Annotated in this window: 14 protein-coding genes and 1 tRNA gene; 7 read left to right on the top strand and 8 right to left on the bottom strand. The window is 53.3% G+C overall.

Features of this window, described 5'->3' with window-relative positions:
- Window positions 1–132 precede the first annotated feature (132 nt).
- The 6 genes from AAD018_RS01750 to AAD018_RS01725 form a co-directional block, all read right to left on the bottom strand.
- On the bottom strand, window positions 133–1110 hold the full coding sequence (locus tag AAD018_RS01750) for an AAA family ATPase (protein ID WP_367313854.1): 978 nt from the start codon (window positions 1108–1110) through the stop codon (window positions 133–135).
- Window positions 1107–3320: a hypothetical protein gene (locus tag AAD018_RS01745; RefSeq protein ID WP_367313855.1), complete on the bottom strand. Its 2214-nt coding sequence runs from the start codon at window positions 3318–3320 to the stop codon at window positions 1107–1109. The genes AAD018_RS01750 and AAD018_RS01745 overlap by 4 nt, the downstream gene beginning before the upstream one ends.
- Window positions 3317–4075, bottom strand: a complete 759-nt coding sequence (locus tag AAD018_RS01740) for a hypothetical protein (protein ID WP_367313856.1) — start codon at window positions 4073–4075, stop codon at window positions 3317–3319. Before AAD018_RS01740 ends, AAD018_RS01745 begins: the two co-directional genes overlap by 4 nt.
- Window positions 4072–6075, bottom strand: coding sequence for a TniQ family protein (locus tag AAD018_RS01735; protein WP_367313858.1), 2004 nt, complete (start codon window positions 6073–6075; stop codon window positions 4072–4074). The genes AAD018_RS01740 and AAD018_RS01735 overlap by 4 nt, the downstream gene beginning before the upstream one ends.
- Window positions 6076–6243: 168 nt before the next feature.
- Window positions 6244–6477 carry a helix-turn-helix domain-containing protein gene (locus AAD018_RS01730; protein ID WP_412005197.1) on the bottom strand — a complete coding sequence of 78 codons (234 nt, stop codon included), beginning with the start codon at window positions 6475–6477 and terminating at the stop codon, window positions 6244–6246.
- A 483-nt stretch (window positions 6478–6960) separates the two neighbouring features.
- Window positions 6961–8331, bottom strand: a complete 1371-nt coding sequence (locus tag AAD018_RS01725) for a hypothetical protein (RefSeq protein ID WP_367313860.1) — start codon at window positions 8329–8331, stop codon at window positions 6961–6963.
- A gap of 874 nt (window positions 8332–9205) precedes the next feature.
- Between AAD018_RS01725 and AAD018_RS01720 the strand changes: the two genes are divergently transcribed.
- From AAD018_RS01720 to AAD018_RS01705, 4 genes are all read left to right on the top strand, one after another.
- Window positions 9206–10720: a hypothetical protein gene (locus tag AAD018_RS01720; protein ID WP_412005163.1), complete on the top strand. Its 1515-nt coding sequence runs from the start codon at window positions 9206–9208 to the stop codon at window positions 10718–10720.
- A 184-nt stretch (window positions 10721–10904) separates the two neighbouring features.
- Window positions 10905–11744, top strand: coding sequence for a competence protein CoiA (locus tag AAD018_RS01715; protein ID WP_412005161.1), 840 nt, complete (start codon window positions 10905–10907; stop codon window positions 11742–11744).
- A 104-nt stretch (window positions 11745–11848) separates the two neighbouring features.
- Window positions 11849–13900 (top strand): ATP-dependent nuclease, encoded by a 2052-nt coding sequence (locus tag AAD018_RS01710; protein ID WP_367313863.1) that lies wholly within the window; start codon window positions 11849–11851, stop codon window positions 13898–13900.
- An 18-nt stretch (window positions 13901–13918) separates the two neighbouring features.
- Window positions 13919–15766 (top strand): UvrD-helicase domain-containing protein, encoded by a 1848-nt coding sequence (locus AAD018_RS01705; RefSeq protein ID WP_367313864.1) that lies wholly within the window; start codon window positions 13919–13921, stop codon window positions 15764–15766.
- A gap of 111 nt (window positions 15767–15877) precedes the next feature.
- Here the strand turns inward: AAD018_RS01705 and AAD018_RS01700 are convergent, their stop codons facing one another.
- On the bottom strand, window positions 15878–16432 hold the full coding sequence (locus AAD018_RS01700) for a metallophosphoesterase (RefSeq protein WP_367313865.1): 555 nt from the start codon (window positions 16430–16432) through the stop codon (window positions 15878–15880).
- 175 nt (window positions 16433–16607) lie between these two features.
- Window positions 16608–16683, bottom strand: a tRNA-Lys gene (locus AAD018_RS01695).
- An 87-nt stretch (window positions 16684–16770) separates the two neighbouring features.
- Here AAD018_RS01695 and dapF point away from each other — a divergent pair.
- The 3 genes from dapF (at window position 16771) to AAD018_RS01680 (ending at window position 19562) form a co-directional block, all read left to right on the top strand.
- The gene (dapF, locus tag AAD018_RS01690; protein ID WP_367313866.1) at window positions 16771–17616 is read left to right on the top strand and encodes a diaminopimelate epimerase; all 846 of its coding nucleotides are present in this window, start codon (window positions 16771–16773) and stop codon (window positions 17614–17616) included.
- Window positions 17616–18863, top strand: a complete 1248-nt coding sequence (mtaB, locus tag AAD018_RS01685; protein ID WP_367313867.1) for a tRNA (N(6)-L-threonylcarbamoyladenosine(37)-C(2))-methylthiotransferase MtaB — start codon at window positions 17616–17618, stop codon at window positions 18861–18863. The genes dapF and mtaB overlap by 1 nt, the downstream gene beginning before the upstream one ends.
- A gap of 81 nt (window positions 18864–18944) precedes the next feature.
- Window positions 18945–19562, top strand: a complete 618-nt coding sequence (locus AAD018_RS01680) for an FMN-binding negative transcriptional regulator (RefSeq protein WP_367313868.1) — start codon at window positions 18945–18947, stop codon at window positions 19560–19562.
- The last annotated feature ends 8 nt before the right edge of the window (window positions 19563–19570 follow it).

The following is a 19570-nucleotide window of genomic DNA, read 5'->3' as shown; positions in this document are numbered from 1 at the left end:
GCTCAATATCCGATGAGGTTAAATCTCTTCGCATTGATTATGCAGATAATAGAAAGCTTCGCTGATAGAGCTGAACCTTTATAAGGTCTCCGCCAGGGCTCACTTTCAACCGTTGATATTATTTTCAGATACTCACTTGCTTAGCCAAGCGGACAGTATTGCCTCGCTGTCGAAGTACTTTTCATACTCGTTGATCGAGAACGGAGAAGTTCGGGGGTTTAGCTCCTGTGCTTCGGTGAACGCACGACAAAAGTGGGCAGACGTTATGGAGGCCTCCTTTGCAGAGACAGCTTTGACCAAGGCGTCAAAGAGAAGATTGATGACCAAACCCCAACGGTTGGAGCACGCAAAGGCCAACCTGCGGAAGAAGTCCGAGTTGCTCAGGTCGATAAAGTCCACTTCGACTCGGTCGGCATAAGCGAAGCAGAGTCTGTTGAGCTCTAGCAAGTCTTCTTCGCTGCTCGGGTCGATCTCATCATAAGTAACGGTCTTGACCAGAAACCGAAGCTGCTCTTCCCTCATGATGAATTCTCGAAGCTCCTCTACGCCGGAGAAGATCAACATAAGCGGCCAACTGGGCTTCTTGAGCAGAGACTTGAAACTATCGATGAGAATGTTCTGGGCCTCGGCGGACTTGTCTTTGAAGATATGTTGGCACTCATCGTAGTGAATACACACCACGCCGTGTTCTTGGGCATGTTTTGCAACTAGGTTCCAGATCACATCTTGATTTGCGTTTTGCGGAACCTGGATTGGAAAACCAAGTTCGGTCAGCGTGCTCGAACCGAGCATTTTCCAAGTCACGAGGCCGCTTAGAGTCACCTTGATCATCTTTGCGGTTCTGCCATCGGGCAGCACGATTTGAGCCGAGTTGAACTCTCTGCTCAGTTGTTCGAGGTCAGCCGTTTTTCCGACCCGAGAAGGCCCAATCAGCAGTAGTGCGAACGCCTCAAATCTCTTTCCACCTTGCTCCCGAATGCCTGCCCGCGCTAGATAATCGGTCACAATATGTGTAAACACTCGCTCCAAGCGACGGGTTCTCGGGAACTCATAGTGAACCGAAGCGAGTTTCTTTAGGATCGCAGCCCTTTCATCATCGACGAACTTCACTTGAGGTTGCCTTCAGATTTAGGGCGGCCAAAGTGCCTCTTCTCGGTGGCCTCCGACGTCGCGGGTGGTTCATCTTTATCAAAGTCGATTGGCCCATCGAACCCAGATCCAACCTTGAATACGCCACCTGTGGGAGACAGCGCGGAAACCTCACCAGGTGATGCTGTACCAGACAGTGGTTCATGCCTGGCATTTCGAACCTGAATGATCGTTTGAGCCTTGGTCTCCGCTTCGGCGATCGTCATGAAGCTTCTCGGCAGCTTCTCTTCGAGCCCCTTCCTTTTCACTTCGTCGTGGCGCCTCTTGCGAGCTTTCAAAAGGCGCGTCTCGTAGTCAGCTGCGTCATCGGTCGGTTCGGAACAAGCATAGGCTTGAAACTCTAGAGCCTCTGCCACCGTCAGGTCACTCATCATCGTCCAGGTCAGCTCACCAAGTACTGGCGTGTCATTTCCCTTCTGCAAAACGGTCACTTCGTTAACGCAATCGGGATCTGAGAAGACGGTGACCTTCCGATTCTTGCTTTCCGCTATGACCTGTATCGCTTCGGACGAGTAAGGAAGACCAAAGACCCTCACGCCCTCATGAGTGACCCTTGCTTCGGAGCGCCACCCCAAATGAATCCGACGTGTCATCTCGGGGATTGCCGCCACGCACCCATAATTGTCATTGGCATAGTTGTAGGCTTCAATCGGACGCATACCGCGCATCGTTGAACCGCCATGTCGCCGGAAAGGGTATTCGTCTACGAAGTAGCGGGTTATGATCCCAAAAAGCTCATCCGCGTCAAATACGGCGTTCTTTATCGGATCATAGCCCTTCAAATGACCCGCTTTCCGGCCCGTATATCCATGAATGAGGTTGAAGACCTGGCTTTCGTTAGAACCGAAGAAGCGTTCGATGTAAGGTCGGTCTCCAGAATGATGAGATCGACAGTCGACTGATTGAGCTAAGATCCCCATCGTCGCCATCTTTACCGGTCCGTTTCGCAGGCCTGCTCCATTATCCGTCTTAACAGCGAGGAGACCCACAGCAGGCGCAGGATCAGACTCGCAGCCGTACAAAACTTTCTCTTTCGTCTTGTCTCTTGTGGCCATTCGCAGAACGTCTAGCGTCGCCTCGTGACCGGGGTTGTCGGTTAAGGTCCACCCGAGGGGCAAGCGGGTAGCAACATCGAATGCAACGATGAGCCAAAGCCGGGTCGTCAGGATCTTCTCAATCTCTTCGACTACGAGTTTCTCTTCTTTTGAAAATTTCTCCCACCAGCCCTTCTCTTTGCACACTGTCATCAATGAGAGACGACATTCGTCGAGCTCAATCTGTTCGCCAAACTTTAGAGCATGTGTTTCAGTCAAGCCCCGCAAATGGTCGTTTTGTGCGGCTCGCTTCCCATCGCGGGCAACAGCGCGGGCAGTTGGATTTATTTTCTTGATCTCCCGACGTACAGTTTGCTGTGATACCATCTTGAACGATGCCAGACCAATTTGCTGACGTCGTTCGTTTTCATCCATGAAGAGCGTTTCCAAGTAGGCATGTGCCGCAGCTGGGGATGCACCTTTCTTATCCATGTAAATTTCGTCGACAGCCTGTCGAATGACCTCCCACATGCGCGGGCTGACACCATGGTTTGACCGATTACCCTTTAGGTGATCTTTGTCCGCCAGTACCAATTCGTCGCAATCATGGTCGTAATAGCGCTCGCGGTACTTCCAAATTGTGCGGCCACCAGGCACGAAGTTGGCGTCTCGGCGTGATCCTCCTCTTACCTTTGACTGTTCAGTTTGCAGCCAGACGATTGGACGGGTTGTGTAGATCTTCTCAGCAAATTTGATAACGCGAAGCACTACCTCTTTCTTGTCCAACGCAGCTTGATAAATGGCGACGCCTTCAGCTTCGACGGCATCGACTCCCAGGATAAGTGCTTTGCGAAAATCAATCTGGTCACGACAAGCAGGCGACAACGTGTCTTTATAAAGTCGCTGTCCAGCTCGAAGCGCGGTTGCGGCACCAGAGACAGACTGAATAAGCTGCGCTGCTGCTACGCCCGGCATCTTTAAGAAGCTCAGAACTTCGTTGATGTTCCAGATGCAGTGTGTCCCTGCCGTTTCGTTGAAGACGTCGTATGCTCCATCGCTGCGGCGCTCAATACTCCTCGTCTGTCCAGCAAGAATGAGCTGCGTACGGTCTTCAATCGTGTAGTTTGGTTTCTTCATACTGAAGCCTTCCAAACTCTGGAATGGTGACAAATCACGTTGTCCAGATTTGCGCGTAACTGCCCGTTAGCGAGCAATCTCAAACAAGCATCGAAGATTCGGGCTCTCGACAGGTCGACAACCTTGCTGATGTCGGACATGCGCCAGAGTGCAGAAATGCCCCACAAAGCGTCCGTGACAATTTGATCTGCAATCGGGTCCGGTTCGAAGCAAACGGCCCGGTGCATGCGGCGTAGGTTTTCCCGGCGCGGTCTTGAATAGGCGTCCGCCTCTACGACCGCAAATTCATGTGCCTCGGATGGAGGCGTCGCCAACCAAATTGCTTCGATCTCTTCCTGAGTTTCAGGCTTCCGCAAGCTGGTGCGGTTCCTCACGAATACAAACCGCCTTAGGCCGTTCCTGAAAGTCAGACGCAGGTCAATCGTATGCTTGCGTTTCCGACCAGCAGGATACTGGTACGCGAACTCAACCGGCTGAAACTCGACATCGTAAATGTCAGGTGAAATCAACGCTTCTTCGGCTACTGCTGCCTCAGAGGCACTCTCCGCAGCGCCAACTCTTGGGATCCAGTTGTTTGCCTCAGTCTTGTAGGGAAGCATGACCTTTTGAGAGGTATTACTGACGGAGATTGGATTCCGGACGCCCGTAAATGGCAACACGCCATGAATGGGCCCCAGTTCGATCTTACCAGCTGATCTGGTCTTAGGTAGACCGTATGCCCAGGTATCATGATCGATTGTATTTTCATCAATCATCGGCGCTCCCCCGAAAGGTAGGGCTGCGTCAACATTTGTGGCCGAGAGACGGTCCGGAGCTCGTTGTCGAGCCGCGTCATCATCGCTTCGAATTGTTGATTTCCTGATCTGACCCTGAAGCCACAATCAGCGATGTCTGAGCGATAGTAGATGAGGCTGTACTTTGGGCTTTGAGTGAAAGGGATTAGGTCTAATCCCTTAAGCTTGGCGTAAATTGCTTGGCCTTGGACACCTTCATCAGCTGCGATCAGGCCGAGGGTGACATGACCCTGTACAAACTGTTTCAGCGAGCCAATTCCGACCATCCCAATAGCGCGCCTATGGCGACTTCGCTTGATGGTTTTCATTTCAAGAAATCCCTCTTCGACGAGAAATTTCACGGTGCTGTCGTTGATCCGTAGAAGAGCTTTAAGTTCCGTCTTCGTGATACCGGTCCACGGATCAAACGGGAGCGCGTCCCAGACCTCTTCGGGATCTGCAAATATGCTTCGGAATCCTCTGTCCGATGCATCACTACAAAGCGATTGGATCTTGCCGCTAGCCACCAATGCTTGCAGTTCTTCGATCGGGCATTTGGTGCGAATACAGAGCGCCAGTAAGTCTTCAAAGTTGCTGGGGATGCCAGAAACTATCTTCGCGTGGCGTTTGGTTTGATTCAGAAGTTCGAGGATGTCGGAGGGGTGATAACACTGTGCAATCCCAGGAAGTTCAAACTGTGGCCGTAGCTTTTTTGACCGGTGCAGGCGCTTGAAGGCGTCGTAGCCGATCCCAAGTTTTGCGGCCGCCTCCTTTGCCGAAAGGCACTCCGCGAACCGTTGAATTTCAGTGCCATAGCGGTCTATCGGAAAAACCATCCCTTTACCGATTGAGCCCTGGGGCAAGTCACTGGCTCGCAGAAACCTCTTTAGCCGAGGGCCATCCACACTGAACTCGCGCGCCGCGCTAGACAGTCGATGGATCTTCCGCGTAGTGCGCTTGCGCCCAAACACTGCCTTGTCGACAGGAATTGGGTAATGTGCAAAGGCAAAGGCTGACAAAGTGTCCAGCAATACGGCCAGCCTCGGACTGCGGTGATCCACCCTCGACAGCCAGGCAGAAATCGCGCCGAAGTCCTTATGGAAGTTTCGCCGGCCCGTTTCTGATCTGAGCGCGATCTCTTCAAGTAAGTCATAGAGATCTCTCGCAGACCTGCCTGCTGCATCAAAGGCAACCTCTTCGCATATCCTTAGCTCATCATCGCTAAGCTTGGAGAGACGGGCCTCTGAGCCATGCTCAAGAACCGCACCTGCGGCCCGAAGGAACTTTAGCGCGACATCCAAATCGAGTTGATCAATCCAACGGTTGGAAACCGCGCCTTCCAAGCGCTGAATGATGTAGTTTTCAATCTCGAGGCAAGCGCCTTCATTCGCCTCAAATTGTGATTTCGGGTCGCACCAAACTCTGTGGTCGAACAACCTACCTGCAAAATCATACGGCGATCGGGGGTACGCTGCCCGCGGCAGCGTGATGAGATTGAGCTTATGGATAGGACAGACACGAAAACTCAAAAGCTGCCATTCAGCACGACCGTATGCTCTGTGTTTGCCATTGCTGAGATCTGCCGCAATGCACGCAGGGCACAGCCTTTGATCATAGCGCTTTGCAATTTCTGACGAAAGGACTTGGCCATTCACACGGTAGATATGATGACTGTCCAATCTGACGGCAAATTTGCCTAGCCGTTTTGCATCGACACCACAAAGGTCTGAAAGCGCATCAATGGATGCTGGATCACCATTCACTAGCGAAATCAATCTCATATCGAAGAACCGGCAAAGGTCCTGCGTATATTCCAGTCCGTTTCGTCTGGTCAGGCGTGAGACGTAAGACTGTAGAGTTTCGCGGTCATAGAGCGGTACGGTAAGCGCTAGTATGCGACCGCTCGGTTTGATTGTACCTGTCAGCGACAGGCTATGTCCGTCACGATGTAATGTCGGATTGAGTTGCGTGCTCATTCTCATCCCCAATGTCTTCGTCAGGCGTTTCGGCAGCCCAAAAGGGCAGCCAAACACTTGACTGCGTCTGCAAAAACGGGGATGAAGGAATAGAGAAAAGGGTATCCTCGATGCCCCGAATATTTGAAGAACTCAAAGGTTGCCGCCTTTGAGTTCTTTTCGTTTGGGCCTAACTCATGACCGGCCCTCCCGTGTGGTCTGATAGCGCTCTGGCCACAGGTCGCTTGGCTCGCAATCCAATTGCCTGGCGATCTCGTTCTCGACCAATGCGCTTTTGGTCCGTCCTTGGCAGGTTGCCGTGACGTGGGACTTCGACTTCTTCAGTGTACGGCTGATCATTCCGAGAGAGACACCGCGCTCATGTAAGCGCTCAATGATCTGCTTATGGCGGTCTATATTTAGTACCAACAAGGTCAAATACTCCCCAAGAAATGCCGTTCAGCTACACACCTGAATTCTTGATTGCATGGAGATGATTCGTTGCGCAAGAACTTTCTGAATTGGGTTCCCAGCTCAACAAAGACAGCATAAGTTAATAATAAAAACAATAATTTACGCTATGTCTGGCAGGGCCAAAATAGCGCATCTTTTTTCTGGCGGAATACTCGCTACCAACCCATTGAATCTCTTCGGATTGTTCATCGCATGATCAGCCCGGACGCGAACCAATAAAGGATGTAGCACTATATGTAGTAGCTGACCTTCATCACCTGTCATCGAGTTACTGCGAACCGCCAGAACTTTAGCTAGCGATTCCCGACATTCTAGGATTAGCGCAGAAGGGATGTAGATCAGATAGGTATCGACTGGAGCGTAGCTTTCGCGGAGCGAGCGTTGGCTGTCTTCCATAACCGATCTGCCCAATGTTGGCTGAGTGTGCGAGCCGTTTGCTCACTGGATGCGTTTTAAAAGCGCTGCACGAGCTATCTGTTCTCCATCCTTCCAGGCCCTTCCTGCCTGACTGATCAGGCGTCTGCGTTTGTCATCACGCGGGCCGTGTATGATGGAGGAACGAACCTTGTAGAAGTGCCTCACCTGCTCCTTGATAACTATCTTGTTTTCATCGTCTGCTGCTAGGAGGTCGGCTGCCGCATTCTCCAATTCTCGACTTAGCGATCGCCCCCGAAGTTTGAACAAGCGCTCAAACACAATTGCCAAGTCCAATACCTTGTCCTCTGAGGAGAACCGCCCATCACGCCGATGGGCTTCGGCAAGTCTATGAATGATCGGAGCCATGTCTGGATACTCGGTTTCTCGCCTGCGCGCGAAGAGGTCTTTGATTACTTCGATCTGCGCCGCGTCAACTGCCGGGGTCTTTTCAAACGCTGAGAACAAGTGGCTGATTGAACGGCCGCTACGGGTCTGGGCAGAGTCATGATGTGAGCCGAGTAGGCCACTAGCGCGGCGTGGAATGCATCCTTCAAAAGTAGCTAACCATGAGATGCGACGGCTCAGATCCACTGAAAGTAGATTGGCCAACTCGTCCGCCCAACGATCAAAAAGTGGGGGAAGGTTCAGTGTTTGTGTGTTTGGGGGATTGTGCAAATCTCCAAACCTTGGTCTCCACGGAAACCTTCGAGCAATCCCAAACACGGGCTCCAGACGCCGCCAACTGACCTGTTGCGCAGCCACGTCCTTGAGCCATTCGAGTTCAATGTGTGCAGACAGCTGTTTGCAGGGTATAAGCGCGTACCCCTCTCCAAGTTCGACTTCGCTTTTAATGCAGATCCCGTGATACACGGCGACATCTAGCGCCTCATTTAGTGAGTTTTTCTGACTGTTATCGTCCTGCTCGATTGGCAGTTTCAGAAGTGCATTCAGATCGCGGGCTGGATCCATGAAGGGCTCCTTTGATCCCGCTTCCTGTGCCTCCATTAGCCCGACAATCAATTGGCTCAGGGTCGTCATTGACGTGCGGTTCAAAATACCGACCTGAAACTCGTCTCGACCCAGGTTGTTGCCCAACGCGCGCGAAATTGTGGGATGATCTCGAAGAACCCCACGAACCGGGTCAATTGCAGCCTTCAACTTCTTGAAATGATCAGTGTTCTTGTAACGAACCTCGAACAAAGTGTCATTGTACAGTTTCTGGATGGCATCGCTGGGATACGGTGTCTCGTCACGGCCGTTTCGAATGATCCGTGTGTAGCCGCTTGCGCTGAAGTACCAGTCCAAGAAAGGTCGCTGTGCCCGTTCAAGGTTGTTGAGAGCACTTGAAAGTCGCGTCGTCCAGTCTTTCTGGTCAAAGTCCTTGAATAACATGAAGAACCTTTAGACCAACCTCTGACGGACTTCTAGGATCAGCGGTCTAGGCTGAACGGGGAATCGTCTGGTGCGTATCGCAGCCCAATGCTGCCGTGCATCATGGGTCGACGATGCTGCTTTGCGGCTTTTCAAAGCGGACTTTGGAAAGGAGCATCCGGCCTTGTTCGAGTGATCCGCTGATTGGATAGTTGGTAGGTTGTAAGGACTGCCAACTATGAACTCTTCGGGACCAGACAGACGGACATTTTACACTTTGCAAATTTTAGGCTCGCTCACATACTCGCTTCGTTAATTCTGAGAATTACTGTGGACTATTGAAATGAGAATTCACCTTGACCGGAAGCTAGTCATCTTTGTTTTTCCAGTTTGTTTTCTGTGCTTGATGTTGCTGCAGCCAATGCAGGTCTATTTCTCGCGCACCTCAGGCTTTAACTATCTGCTTCATGTAAGCTTCTTCATCCTAGCGATAGCCGGAAGCCTACTTACCGCATACCTTGCCGTTCGGGCATCCTCTGATATCAAAACGGCTCTTTGCGTTAACGCCATGGCTTGGCTTGGGACTTACGTGTTGCTCGTCATACTGGTTGGTATCTCTGAAGTCGATGTTCCTCGTTTCTTGGGCGCTCCAGCTCTAGCCGCAATCTTCGTAGGAACGGTCTTTGCCGTTTTTACGTATATTTGGTTTCTCCGACCTGCAGCACTTTTAGGAACTATTACAGCGATCCTAGTCATAGTTATAGTGGCACCCTCAGAGAGTTACGTTCGAACGCTGCCAGACGCTGAACCCGCGGAAGTTTGGTTTGGGCCCGATGAAAATTTTAGAGAGTGTGAGTATAGGTCGGACATAAACTGTGCTTTCGTTGCGTGGCTGATGGCACGACCTGATCTTGCAGCCTACGCAGAGACCGGTCTGCCCTACCCAGTATTCCTTGTATCTGTCGAAGGGGGAGGAATTTATGCGGCGGCGCACGCCTATGCAGCGTTAGACATTTTTTCTGAGACTTGCCCAAACTTTCGCCAGCATGTTTTTTCGATAAGCTCAGTTTCTGGCGGTTCGGTCGGCTCGGCTGCTTATGTAGCTGATCAGAGCAGTTACGGCCAAACCACTAGAATCGAGAGTTGTAACCTTAAGTCTTCAGAGCGATCGCAAAAGTTCGCAGAGGACTTTCTTTCACCCATTTTGGGTTCGTTCCTGTTTGGTAACATTCCCAACTTCTTTACCCGATACGTCTTTGATTTGAACGATAGTTCTGAGGTTCTCGAAACCACCTTCACCGCCGAGCTTGACTTTGCGGAATTGGGTTCTGGTGTAGGTGAGTATTGGAGACCAGATGGCAATAGTCCTGTAATTCTGATCAACACAACAAATCTGGCAAGCGGCAGAGTCGAGACTGTATCGCCATTTTCGACTACCAGAGGATTAACCACTGGGTCATCACGCAACGATGCGTTTCGCCCCAACAATGGGTCTGTACCGGCGAACCTTAGTTTTGCGAGCGGTTCTAGCCTGTCGGCTAGGTTTCCATTCTTGACGCCGTCAGGATTGCTTGCTGAGCCACTTTCATCTGAAGACGCAGGCTTTGACGGGACTCGGTACAACGTATATGTGGACGGTGGTTACTTCGATAACAGTGGAATAGGTGTGACAAGGCAGCTGCTTTCAGATTTGAATAGCAGTTGGAACCACGGCTTGGACTACAACTGCAAGGATGAGTCTGAAGCCTTCTGTAACTATATTTTGTTGGACCGGGGGGCCCAATCATCGGACGCGACGGTCTCGACCGCCGGCAACAACCCTGACTGGGGTGGCAGGGACCTCAGGCTGGAGACAGCCTCCTACTTGGCGGCGTTTGAATGCATTTCTAGGACAGAAAGACCTTGTTCAAAAGAAATTTGGGATGCCGGTGTCGTTCCAGTGAGCATTTACCACTTAGTGATATATGCTGAGCCAGACCACTGGGATGAGCCTGACCCGACAGCGATACAAAGACTTTACTCGCAAAGTCAAAATCAGTCTTTTTTCGATCCGATAACCGCTCTTTTGAGCACAAGGTCATCCAGAGCTGCGATTGAAAGAAACGACCTATTGTTTCAGATACATGGCTCTTGGCTACAGCCTCATGGGCTCTCCGCCAACGACAAGACCGTTATCCTACAAAACCTAGATGTTGAGGCATTTGGTTTCCCGCTGTCTTGGACCTTGGGCTCGGAGTCAATGGATACGCTTTTAGCCGACCTTCTCGACACATCCGAGTGCCAGTTTCAGGTTGATGGTCTAACATGGGAAGGAAATCCATCGATCCATGAGACCGGTTGCACGATCGGAGACATTGCGGTGATCTTGACCGACAGCCCTTTGGAAGGACATGATCTTGGAGAGTTCTAGCTAAGGCGGCCCTATCATGCGGATCAAAGAGTCTTCGTCCCATCCTAACTAAGCCTACTTTAAACCGTGCGGGTAAGGCGGCCCATAGCCGACCTCTGGCTCCAAATTGGAATGCTGCAGTTACAGCCCGTATCGCCGAAGTTCGTTGCAGGCAAAAAAAGCGAAGGTAACATCGTCAGCCCGGATGAAAGTTTTGAGACAAGGGGCGCAATTTAAGATGTTAGTAGCCTCCAATAATGGCGTCAGGGTGGACGCAAGAAATGCCATACGGGGTGAAGAGCACCGCTGCCCCGGCTGCAATGCCGAAGTGGTTTTGAAGCGTGGGCGCAAGGTAATTGCACACTTCGCCCACAAGCCACCGGTCGACTGTTCATGGGGCAAGGGTGAGACCCACGCGCACAGGCACTCCAAGGCGCTGGTAGCGGACGCTCTCACAGAGCGCGGGCTGCATGCTGAGGTTGAATTCGTGGTGGAGACGCTAACAGGGGATCGGCGCGCGGATGTAATGACGTGGCACCCTGACACGGGACAGGCTATCGCTATCAAATTGCAGCACTCCGCCATTGACTTGGACAACATCGAAACCCGGGCGCGGTCATACGCTTCGGCTGGAATTGCGCAGCTCTGGATTGGGTTTCTGAGCAAGAACGCCAAAGACAAAGCCTTCCCGGATGGAAAGGATCGCTGGAAGATTGAGCAATACTCAGCCCGGCCTTTCGAAAACTGGATTAGCGGTTTCAACATGGGCAAAGGCTTCTGGATGTATGATCCGTTTGAAGGGTGCTTCTGGAACTGTGAATTCTCGGATCATCACACTTGGGTAGAAGAAACCACGCGCTATGACGAATATGGGGAAGAGCACTATCACGGCGGCTACTGGCGTAATTCGAAGCGATGGAAAGAACTCACCATGAGGGGGCCATACGACATAGCCGAACTCAAGCTGAAACTCTTCACCCGGAGCAAAGCATTTGGCACTTCCCGCTATTGGTGGCCCGCCGGAAGAGGTGCGACATTCAGTTGAGCGTTGCTCTGGCTGCGCCAGGCCTTTGCCTGGGTTATTGGTGACAGAATGCCGAGAGTTCTGTACACTCTAAAGATGTATTTTCACACCTAAAGTAGTTGATTATGAGAATAAAAAAGGTAGCGATCACAAACTTTCGGCGACTTGAAAGTGTTGAGATCGACTTTGAAGAGACTGAAACCGTTTTTGTCGGCTCAAATAACAGCGGCAAGACATCGGCGACCGCGATCATGCGCTGTTTCCTTGGTGGTAAAGAGTTCAGCGTCCATGACTTTTCCGTGGGCTGCATCCCATCGGTAGATCAGTTCGGGAAGTCAGGCAAGGCCGAGGACATTCCCCACATCGACCTCGATATTTGGTTTGAGGTTGACCCGGACGGCATAGAGTATGGCCGCGCGGCAGTACTTCTGCCGCGAATGTCCGACGACTTCGACGAACTCGGAGTGCGCCTTCGTCTGGTAGTAGACGACGCCGAAAAGCTTAGGAGTGATTTTTTAGCAGCGTATCCCGACGCAGACCAAGAAGGTACTGAACACAAGCTTTCCAAGTTCCTTGCAACCAATGGAATGTTCAAACGACATTTTGGAACGCAGTTCTTTGCGCTGTCTTCTGACGGTACAGATGATCCTGATGCGACGCCACTGGACAAGCAAGAAGGGCGCAAACTAATTCAAGGTTTGTTGAGAGTGGACTTTGTTGATGCGCAACGCAACATCGATGACCACGACAGCCATCGCAGCAATCGTTTGTCGGCAGCTTTTGCTGGGTACTATGAGAAAAATCTCGACCAAGCAGATATTGCTCAAGCGGCCTTTGAGATCATCGACCAAAACAACAACAACCTAACCGACCACTACGAGGAACAGTTCTCGCCTCTTTTGGATATGATCGGAGGGCTAGGCTTTCCCGCCGTCAATGACCGGCACTTGAAACTGGTCTCAACCCTAAGTCCAGAAACGGCCTTACGAGGCAATACTGACTTGCTGTACATTGATGAGAATAAGGCACACGAGCTGCCAGAGCGGTACAATGGCCTTGGGTTCAAAAACCTCATCTACATGGCCATCCAAGCAAAGCACTTCTACTCGCAATGGGCGCGAACTCCAAAGGACCGTCCATTGTGCCAGGTGATCTTCATTGAAGAACCTGAGGTTCACCTCCATGCTCAGGTCCAGCAAACCTTTATCCAGAACATCTGGGATGTTTTAGACTCTTCGGCCAAGGCCGAAGGTGATGAGGGCGAAGTTCCTCAAATGGTTGTTACAACGCATTCGTCACACATTCTCGATGCGGTGGACTTCTCCAAAGTGAGGTATTTCAGAAGATCTCACCTTACTACGGATGATCCTGAGACTTGCCCTGTGATGAACGCGTCTACCGTGAAGAGTTTGCGTGACTTTGCGCCGTCACCTTTGGGAGAAGGTGAAGACTCTGAAAAGCGAGCTCTCGAGTTTTTGGAACGCTACCTGCGATTGACCCACTGTGACCTATTCTTCGCCGACGCGGCGATTTTGGTGGAAGGAGCAGTGGAGAAACTGCTTTTGCCAGAGATGATCCAAAAGGCGGCTCCAGATCTGAGAAAATCGTTCCTCACAATTCTCGAAATCGGGGGGGCGTACGCCCATCGGTTTGATGAGTTGATCCGCTTCCTACACATCCCATGCCTTGTGATTACCGATCTGGATTCAGTGTCTCCCCAAGGCCATCATCCAGCGGTTCGAGCTGACACTCCCAACGCGCTGACCTCTAACGCTTCATTAAAGACAATGTTGGATGTTTCCACCGTCCAAGAACTCATCGACCGACCATTTGATGAAAAATGCCAAAACGCGCCCCATCGAGCGATCGTCTACCAGCTGGATGTTTTGGTTTCAGAAGACGACATTGAGTTGACTATGCGCCCGCGAACGCTAGAGGAAAGCTTCGCCTATGAGAATTTCTCCAAGATCCGTAGCGGCGACTTGGTTTTGGGCATCGAGGTACCTCAAGAACTTGGGGAAGCATATCAGGCGATATTTGAACGAGTGAAATCCAGCTCATTTAAGAAGACTGACTTTGCGATGAACGTCCTGGCTGGCGAAGAAAACTGGCAGGTGCCGAGTTACATCTCCGAAGGCCTCGCTTGGCTGGAAACGACTGTATCGAGTCAACAATGATCATAAGATTGAATAGTCATGCCTAATCTCATTCCAACCCAAGCCGACCAACAAGTTGCTCAGTGCCTTGAGGAAGGCCGAAGCTTTGCGATGATTGCCGGTGCGGGGGCTGGGAAGACCACTTCACTAATTTCGGCTTTGGAGCATGTCCGAAAAGAATCTGGCCCGTCGCTACTCAAGCAAGGTCAGCGTGTGGCCTGCATTACGTACACCAAACGAGCTGTGGCGGTCATACGAGAACGGTTGGGTTTTGACGAGTTGTTCGAGGTCTCCACGCTGCATAGTTTTCTTTGGGGTGAAATAGGGCGGTTTCAAGTTGATATCCATGAAGCTGTGACCCATTTCGTCATTCCAAAGCACATTGAGTCTGCTCGAGACAAAGACAACGGCGGAGCATCCAAAACGGCTATCGCCGCCCGTCAGAAAGCGGAAAAACTAGAAGGGGAGCTTGAGGCTTTAGCTGACGCGAGCGCATGGGCGTATGATGACTCCAACTTCAGCAATTTCAGCGAAGGTTTGCTAGGTCACGACGATGTGATCGCAGTGGCCGGATATCTCCTTGGTGAAAAGAGTGTTTTTCGACGAATCCTTGGTTCGCGCTACCCTTTCATTTTTGTGGATGAAGCCCAAGACACCTTCGTTTCGATCGTCGAAGGCTTGAACGAGCTAGGCGCAGGCGTGGGGCTACCCCTGGTCGGTTACTTCGGTGATCCTTGGCAACAGATTTATGATGGACGTGCAGGAGATTTTTCGCCTCCTGAAGAAGGTTTGTCGATTACCAAAACCGAGAATTTTCGTTGTAGCCCGCAAGTCGTCGGTCTCCTGAACGCTTTTCGAACCGATGTTGAACAAGTTCCAGCCGGCAAAGCCGCTGATATAGAAGGGAGTGTAGAAATGGTTCTGGTTGAAGCCGAAACTCCCGAAGGACCGAGAAGAACCTACACCAGCGAGCAGCGCGACCGTGCCTTGCAGAAAATGGACCAAGCTATCGAGAGCTGGGGTTGGACTACGCGCGAAGACGTCACGCTGCTTTTCCTGGTGCGCCAAATGATTGCCCGCCGATTGGGTTTCGAACAACTCAATTCTCTTTTCACTGGTGATTTTGCCTCTTCAAGGGCCCAAGATGATTTTGAGGCAGGGGATCACGTTCTAGTGCGCCCGTTTATTAAGTTGATTCTGCCACTAATCAGAGCTCAACAGGACGGAGATCAACGTCGCGTCATCGATCTGCTTCGCGCAAACAGCCCGAGCTTTTCTGCTGATGGTCCGAATAGCAACCTCAGCCTCGGCAAAATGATTGAACTGTCGAGAAATGCGATTGAGAAGCTCGAAGCTACTTGGGCTTCGAGTACCGTCAAAGAAGTGTTGCTCTTGGCTCAGGATCTGGGGTTGGCGCAAATGCCGAAGCGCTTGGTTGAGCACCTCAGCCGAGATCCGCGATCAGAAGCCTTCGACAAGGAGCTCCATAGTCAAGAGAAAGGAGACTGGCTCGCGGACGCGTTTTTTGCCATGAGCACAGAAGAGCTTTCCCCGTACTTCGACTTTATTTCTGAGAACACGCCGTTTAGTACGCAACACGGTGTGAAGGGTGAAGAATACCCCAATGTGGTCGTGGTGTTTGACGATGTGGAAGCTCGTTGGAGCCAGTACAATTTCAATAAGTTGCTAACCCCAAGAACGATCGGGGAACCCACCGAAGGCCAATTCGATCGCGGTAGAAAGCTGGCCTACGTGTGTTTTTCGCGTGCGGAGCTGAACCTGCGAATTCTCCTTTTCACACCAAGCCCGGCCGACGCACGTGCGGAGCTTCTTTCCAAAGGCCTTTTTGAAGATGGTCAAATCAAGGTGGTCAGCTTGGCAGCATAGGGTGGTACGGCGGCGCTTGAACAGCGTGCCCGACACGCCCGGCTCGAAGGTCAGCTTTCTTCTCGATGCACCTAAGCTCTCGCACTCGAAGCGAACGACCGCTTCCCACGTTCAGCGTGGCTCAACGTCTTTCCAATGCAAGTTCTCAGGCAACTCCAAGGCTCTAGCAGCAACGTCATCGAATTGCACAGGCGAAAAATCCCAAACATCGACCCCGAGGTTCACAGAATTTCTCGAGCCAAGCCAGTTGTTGTGAACATGACCGAACATTTGAATAGCGCTACGTCGGGCATGGTTCCATGTAATCATTGGATAGTGGCAAAGCGTGTTGGACTGCTTGAGCGAGCCGTCACGTAGCTCAACAAGTGGAGACACAGTATCCCACGGCAGTGTCAAAGTCGGTTCGCGATCGTGGTTCCCAATGATCAAGTGCTTTCGAGCGCCCGGCAGCTGATCGAAAATCTCTTTAAGATAGCCAGCATCCTTTGACCTTGGGCCAAAAGCGAAGTCACCAATAATCCAGAGATCATCGTCCTCATGAACCCTCTCGCACATGTTCGCGATCAAGACGGCGTCCATCTCCTCCACGGAGGAAAAGGGGCGATCACAGAACTTCATAACGTTCTCATGACCGAAATGCGTATCAGCAGTATACCAGTGAGCCATGGTTGCTATCCGAGTTTCCCTGATTTTTTGGTAGGATAGCTGGCCATACGCAGGCTGCAACATCGGCCAATCCGGTCACAACGCCATCTTCAGCGATAGTGGCCGAAGCGCCAAATCTGCACACTTATGCGTAAATCCGCACTCTTATGAGTAAATGACAACAAATTGAGTGAAGTGGTGAGCCGACAGGGGCTCGAACCCTGGACCTACTGATTAAAAGTCAGTTGCTCTACCAACTGAGCTATCGGCTCACTGCGGCGCTCTCTAGGAACAACGCGGCAGACGGTCAACCCAGAATCACTGGATTGACCGTGATACTCTGTCTATAGCGCGCATCCATGATCGCCCAGACCCAGACCGGCCTTCCGTTCCTGAAGATGAACGGGCTTGGCAACGACTTCGTCGTTATCGATGCGCGCGAAACGCCGCACGCGGTGACGCCGGATTTGTGCCGGGTCATGGCCGATCGGCATTTCGGCGTCGGGTTCGATCAGCTCGCCCTGATGAAGCCGTCAGAGAAGGCGGATCTGGAACTGGTCTTCTACAATGCCGATGGCAGCCGATCGGTGGCTTGCGGGAATGCGACGCGCTGTATCGCGCGCATGGTGATGGACGAGGCGGAACGGGATGGCCTGTCGATCCTGACGGGAGATCGTCTTCTCGCGGCCAGGAATGAGGGCGGCGTTACGTCGGTCTGTATGGGAGAGCCCCTGACGGCGTGGGACGAGATCCCATTGGCGCGCAAGGTCGATACGCTTCATCTGCCGCTTGAGGGGGATCCGGTCGCGACCTCCATGGGCAATCCGCATTGCACCTTCTTCGTGGAAGATATCGAAGCCGTCGATCTGGCCTCTTTCGGGCCGTCAAGAGAGACAGACGCCCTGTTCCCAGAGCGCACGAATGTTCAGATCGCCCAGATCACCGGGCCTGACCGGATCCGAATGCGGGTCTGGGAGCGCGGAACCGGGATCACGCTGGCCTCGGGATCGTCGTCCTGTGCGACGGCAGTAGCGGCACATCGGCGGGGCCTGACCGGGAGGGCCGTCCGGATCGATCTGGACGGCGGCACACTCGAGATCGACTGGCGCGCGGACGGGGTCTGGATGAAAGGGCCGACCTCTCATCCGTTCTCTGGCGTCTGGCACGACGCACGAGTGGACGAGACCGGGACATGGGGGCTGTGATGGATCGCACGGCGCCCCGGTTCAGCACCTTTGGCTGCAGGCTGAATGCCTACGAGACCGAAGCGATGACCGACCTCGCCGCGCGGGCAGGGCTCGAGAATGCGCATGTGGTCAATACCTGCGCGGTGACCTCGGAGGCGGTTCGGAAAGCCCGGCAGGAGATCCGCCGGATCCGGCGCGAGACCCCCGGCGCGCGGATCGTTGTGACGGGATGTGCTGCGCAGACTGAGCCTGAGACCTTTGCTGCGATGGACGAAGTCGATCATGTGATCGGCAACACCGAGAAGATGGCTCCGTCGACCTGGACGGCGCTGACCGAAGGGACCGAGCGGATCCAGGTCGATGACATCATGTCGGTGACCGAAACCGCGGGTCATCTGATCGACGGGTTCGGGACGCGGGCGCGGGCCTATGTGCAGGTACAGAACGGCTGCGATCACCGCTGCACGTTCTGCATCATCCCCTATGGGCGCGGCAATTCACGATCGGTTCCGGCTGGCGTCGTGGTCGACCAGATCAAGCGGCTTGTGGATCGCGGCTATCACGAGGTCGTCCTGACCGGAGTGGACCTGACGTCATGGGGCGCCGATCTGCCATCGGCGCCCCGGCTGGGCGATCTGGTGCGGCGGATCCTGCGGCTGGTGCCGGATCTGGCGCGGCTGCGGATCAGCTCGATCGACTCGATCGAGGCGGATCCAGCCCTGATGGAGGCAATCGCGACCGAACCGCGTCTGATGCCGCATCTGCATCTGTCGCTTCAGCATGGGGACGACCTGATCCTCAAGCGGATGAAGCGCCGCCATCTGAGAGACGACGCAATTCGCTTTTGCGAGGAGGCCCGCGCGTTGAGGCCGGAGATGACCTTTGGCGCGGATATCATTGCGGGGTTCCCGACCGAGACGGAAGCGGCCTTCGAGAATGCGCTGTCGCTGGTCGAGGCTTGCGATCTGACCTGGCTGCATGTCTTTCCCTACTCTCCCCGTCCTGGAACACCGGCGGCCCGGATGCCGCAGGTGAACGGCGCGGCAATCAAGGCTCGGGCGGCCCGTTTGCGCGAGGCCGGGTCGGCAGCGGCCCGGCGCCATCTGGAGGCACAGGTGGGCCGATCGCACCGGATCCTCATGGAAGCGCCTCGCATGGGACGGACAGAGCAATTCGCCGAGGTCGCCTTAGGCACGGATCAGCCCACAGGCACTATCGTCACGGCAAGTGTCACCGGCTTGCAGGGCCCCCGTCTGACGGCTTAGACCGGAACCTGTCCTCATCTTGCTAAAAATACCTCCGCCGGAGGCTCCGGCGCTGTCCACTCTCGCGAACGGTCGATCCAGATGCATCCGAACCCCTCCTTTCGCAAAGCCGGGACCAAAGCGGCCCTTGCCGTGGCGCGGGAGCGCGCGTTCGGTCAACTTGTCCTGAACGGCGAGGACGGCCCGCTTGTGTCGCATATCCCTTTTCTGATCGCGCCTGATGCGTCGAGTCTCGATCTGCATCTGGTGCGGTCCAACCCGATCCTTCGGCAGCTTGAGGAACCGAGCACTGCCTTGATCACCGTTTCGGGGCCAGACGGCTATGTTTCTCCGGATTGGTACGAGGTGCCGGATCAGGTCCCGACCTGGAACTACGTGGCGGTCCACCTGCGCGGCACACTGCGACGTTTGCCCCAGAATGACATGCGCAAGATGCTCGATCGTCAGTCGGCGGCCTATGAGACCCGTCTCGACAAGGTGCCGTGGACGACCGCCAAGATGACACCGGCTGCGCTCGAGCGGATGATGCGCCAGATCGTCCCTTGCCGGATGACGATCGAGACGGTGGACAGTACCTTCAAGCTCAACCAGAACAAACCGGATGATGTCCGGCTCAGAGCCGCGTCGCGGATTTCCTCCGGCGGGATTGGCGCGGAGCTGGATGCGCTGGCGGATCTGATGGCCGATCCCCCGGCCTGACCCTAGAC

This window comes from Aestuariibius insulae, assembly GCF_040783535.2.
Classification (GTDB): Bacteria; Pseudomonadota; Alphaproteobacteria; order Rhodobacterales; family Rhodobacteraceae; genus Aestuariibius; species Aestuariibius insulae.
The sequence above is the reverse complement of the archived record's forward strand: the minus strand, read 5'-3'. Positions and strand labels throughout refer to the sequence as shown.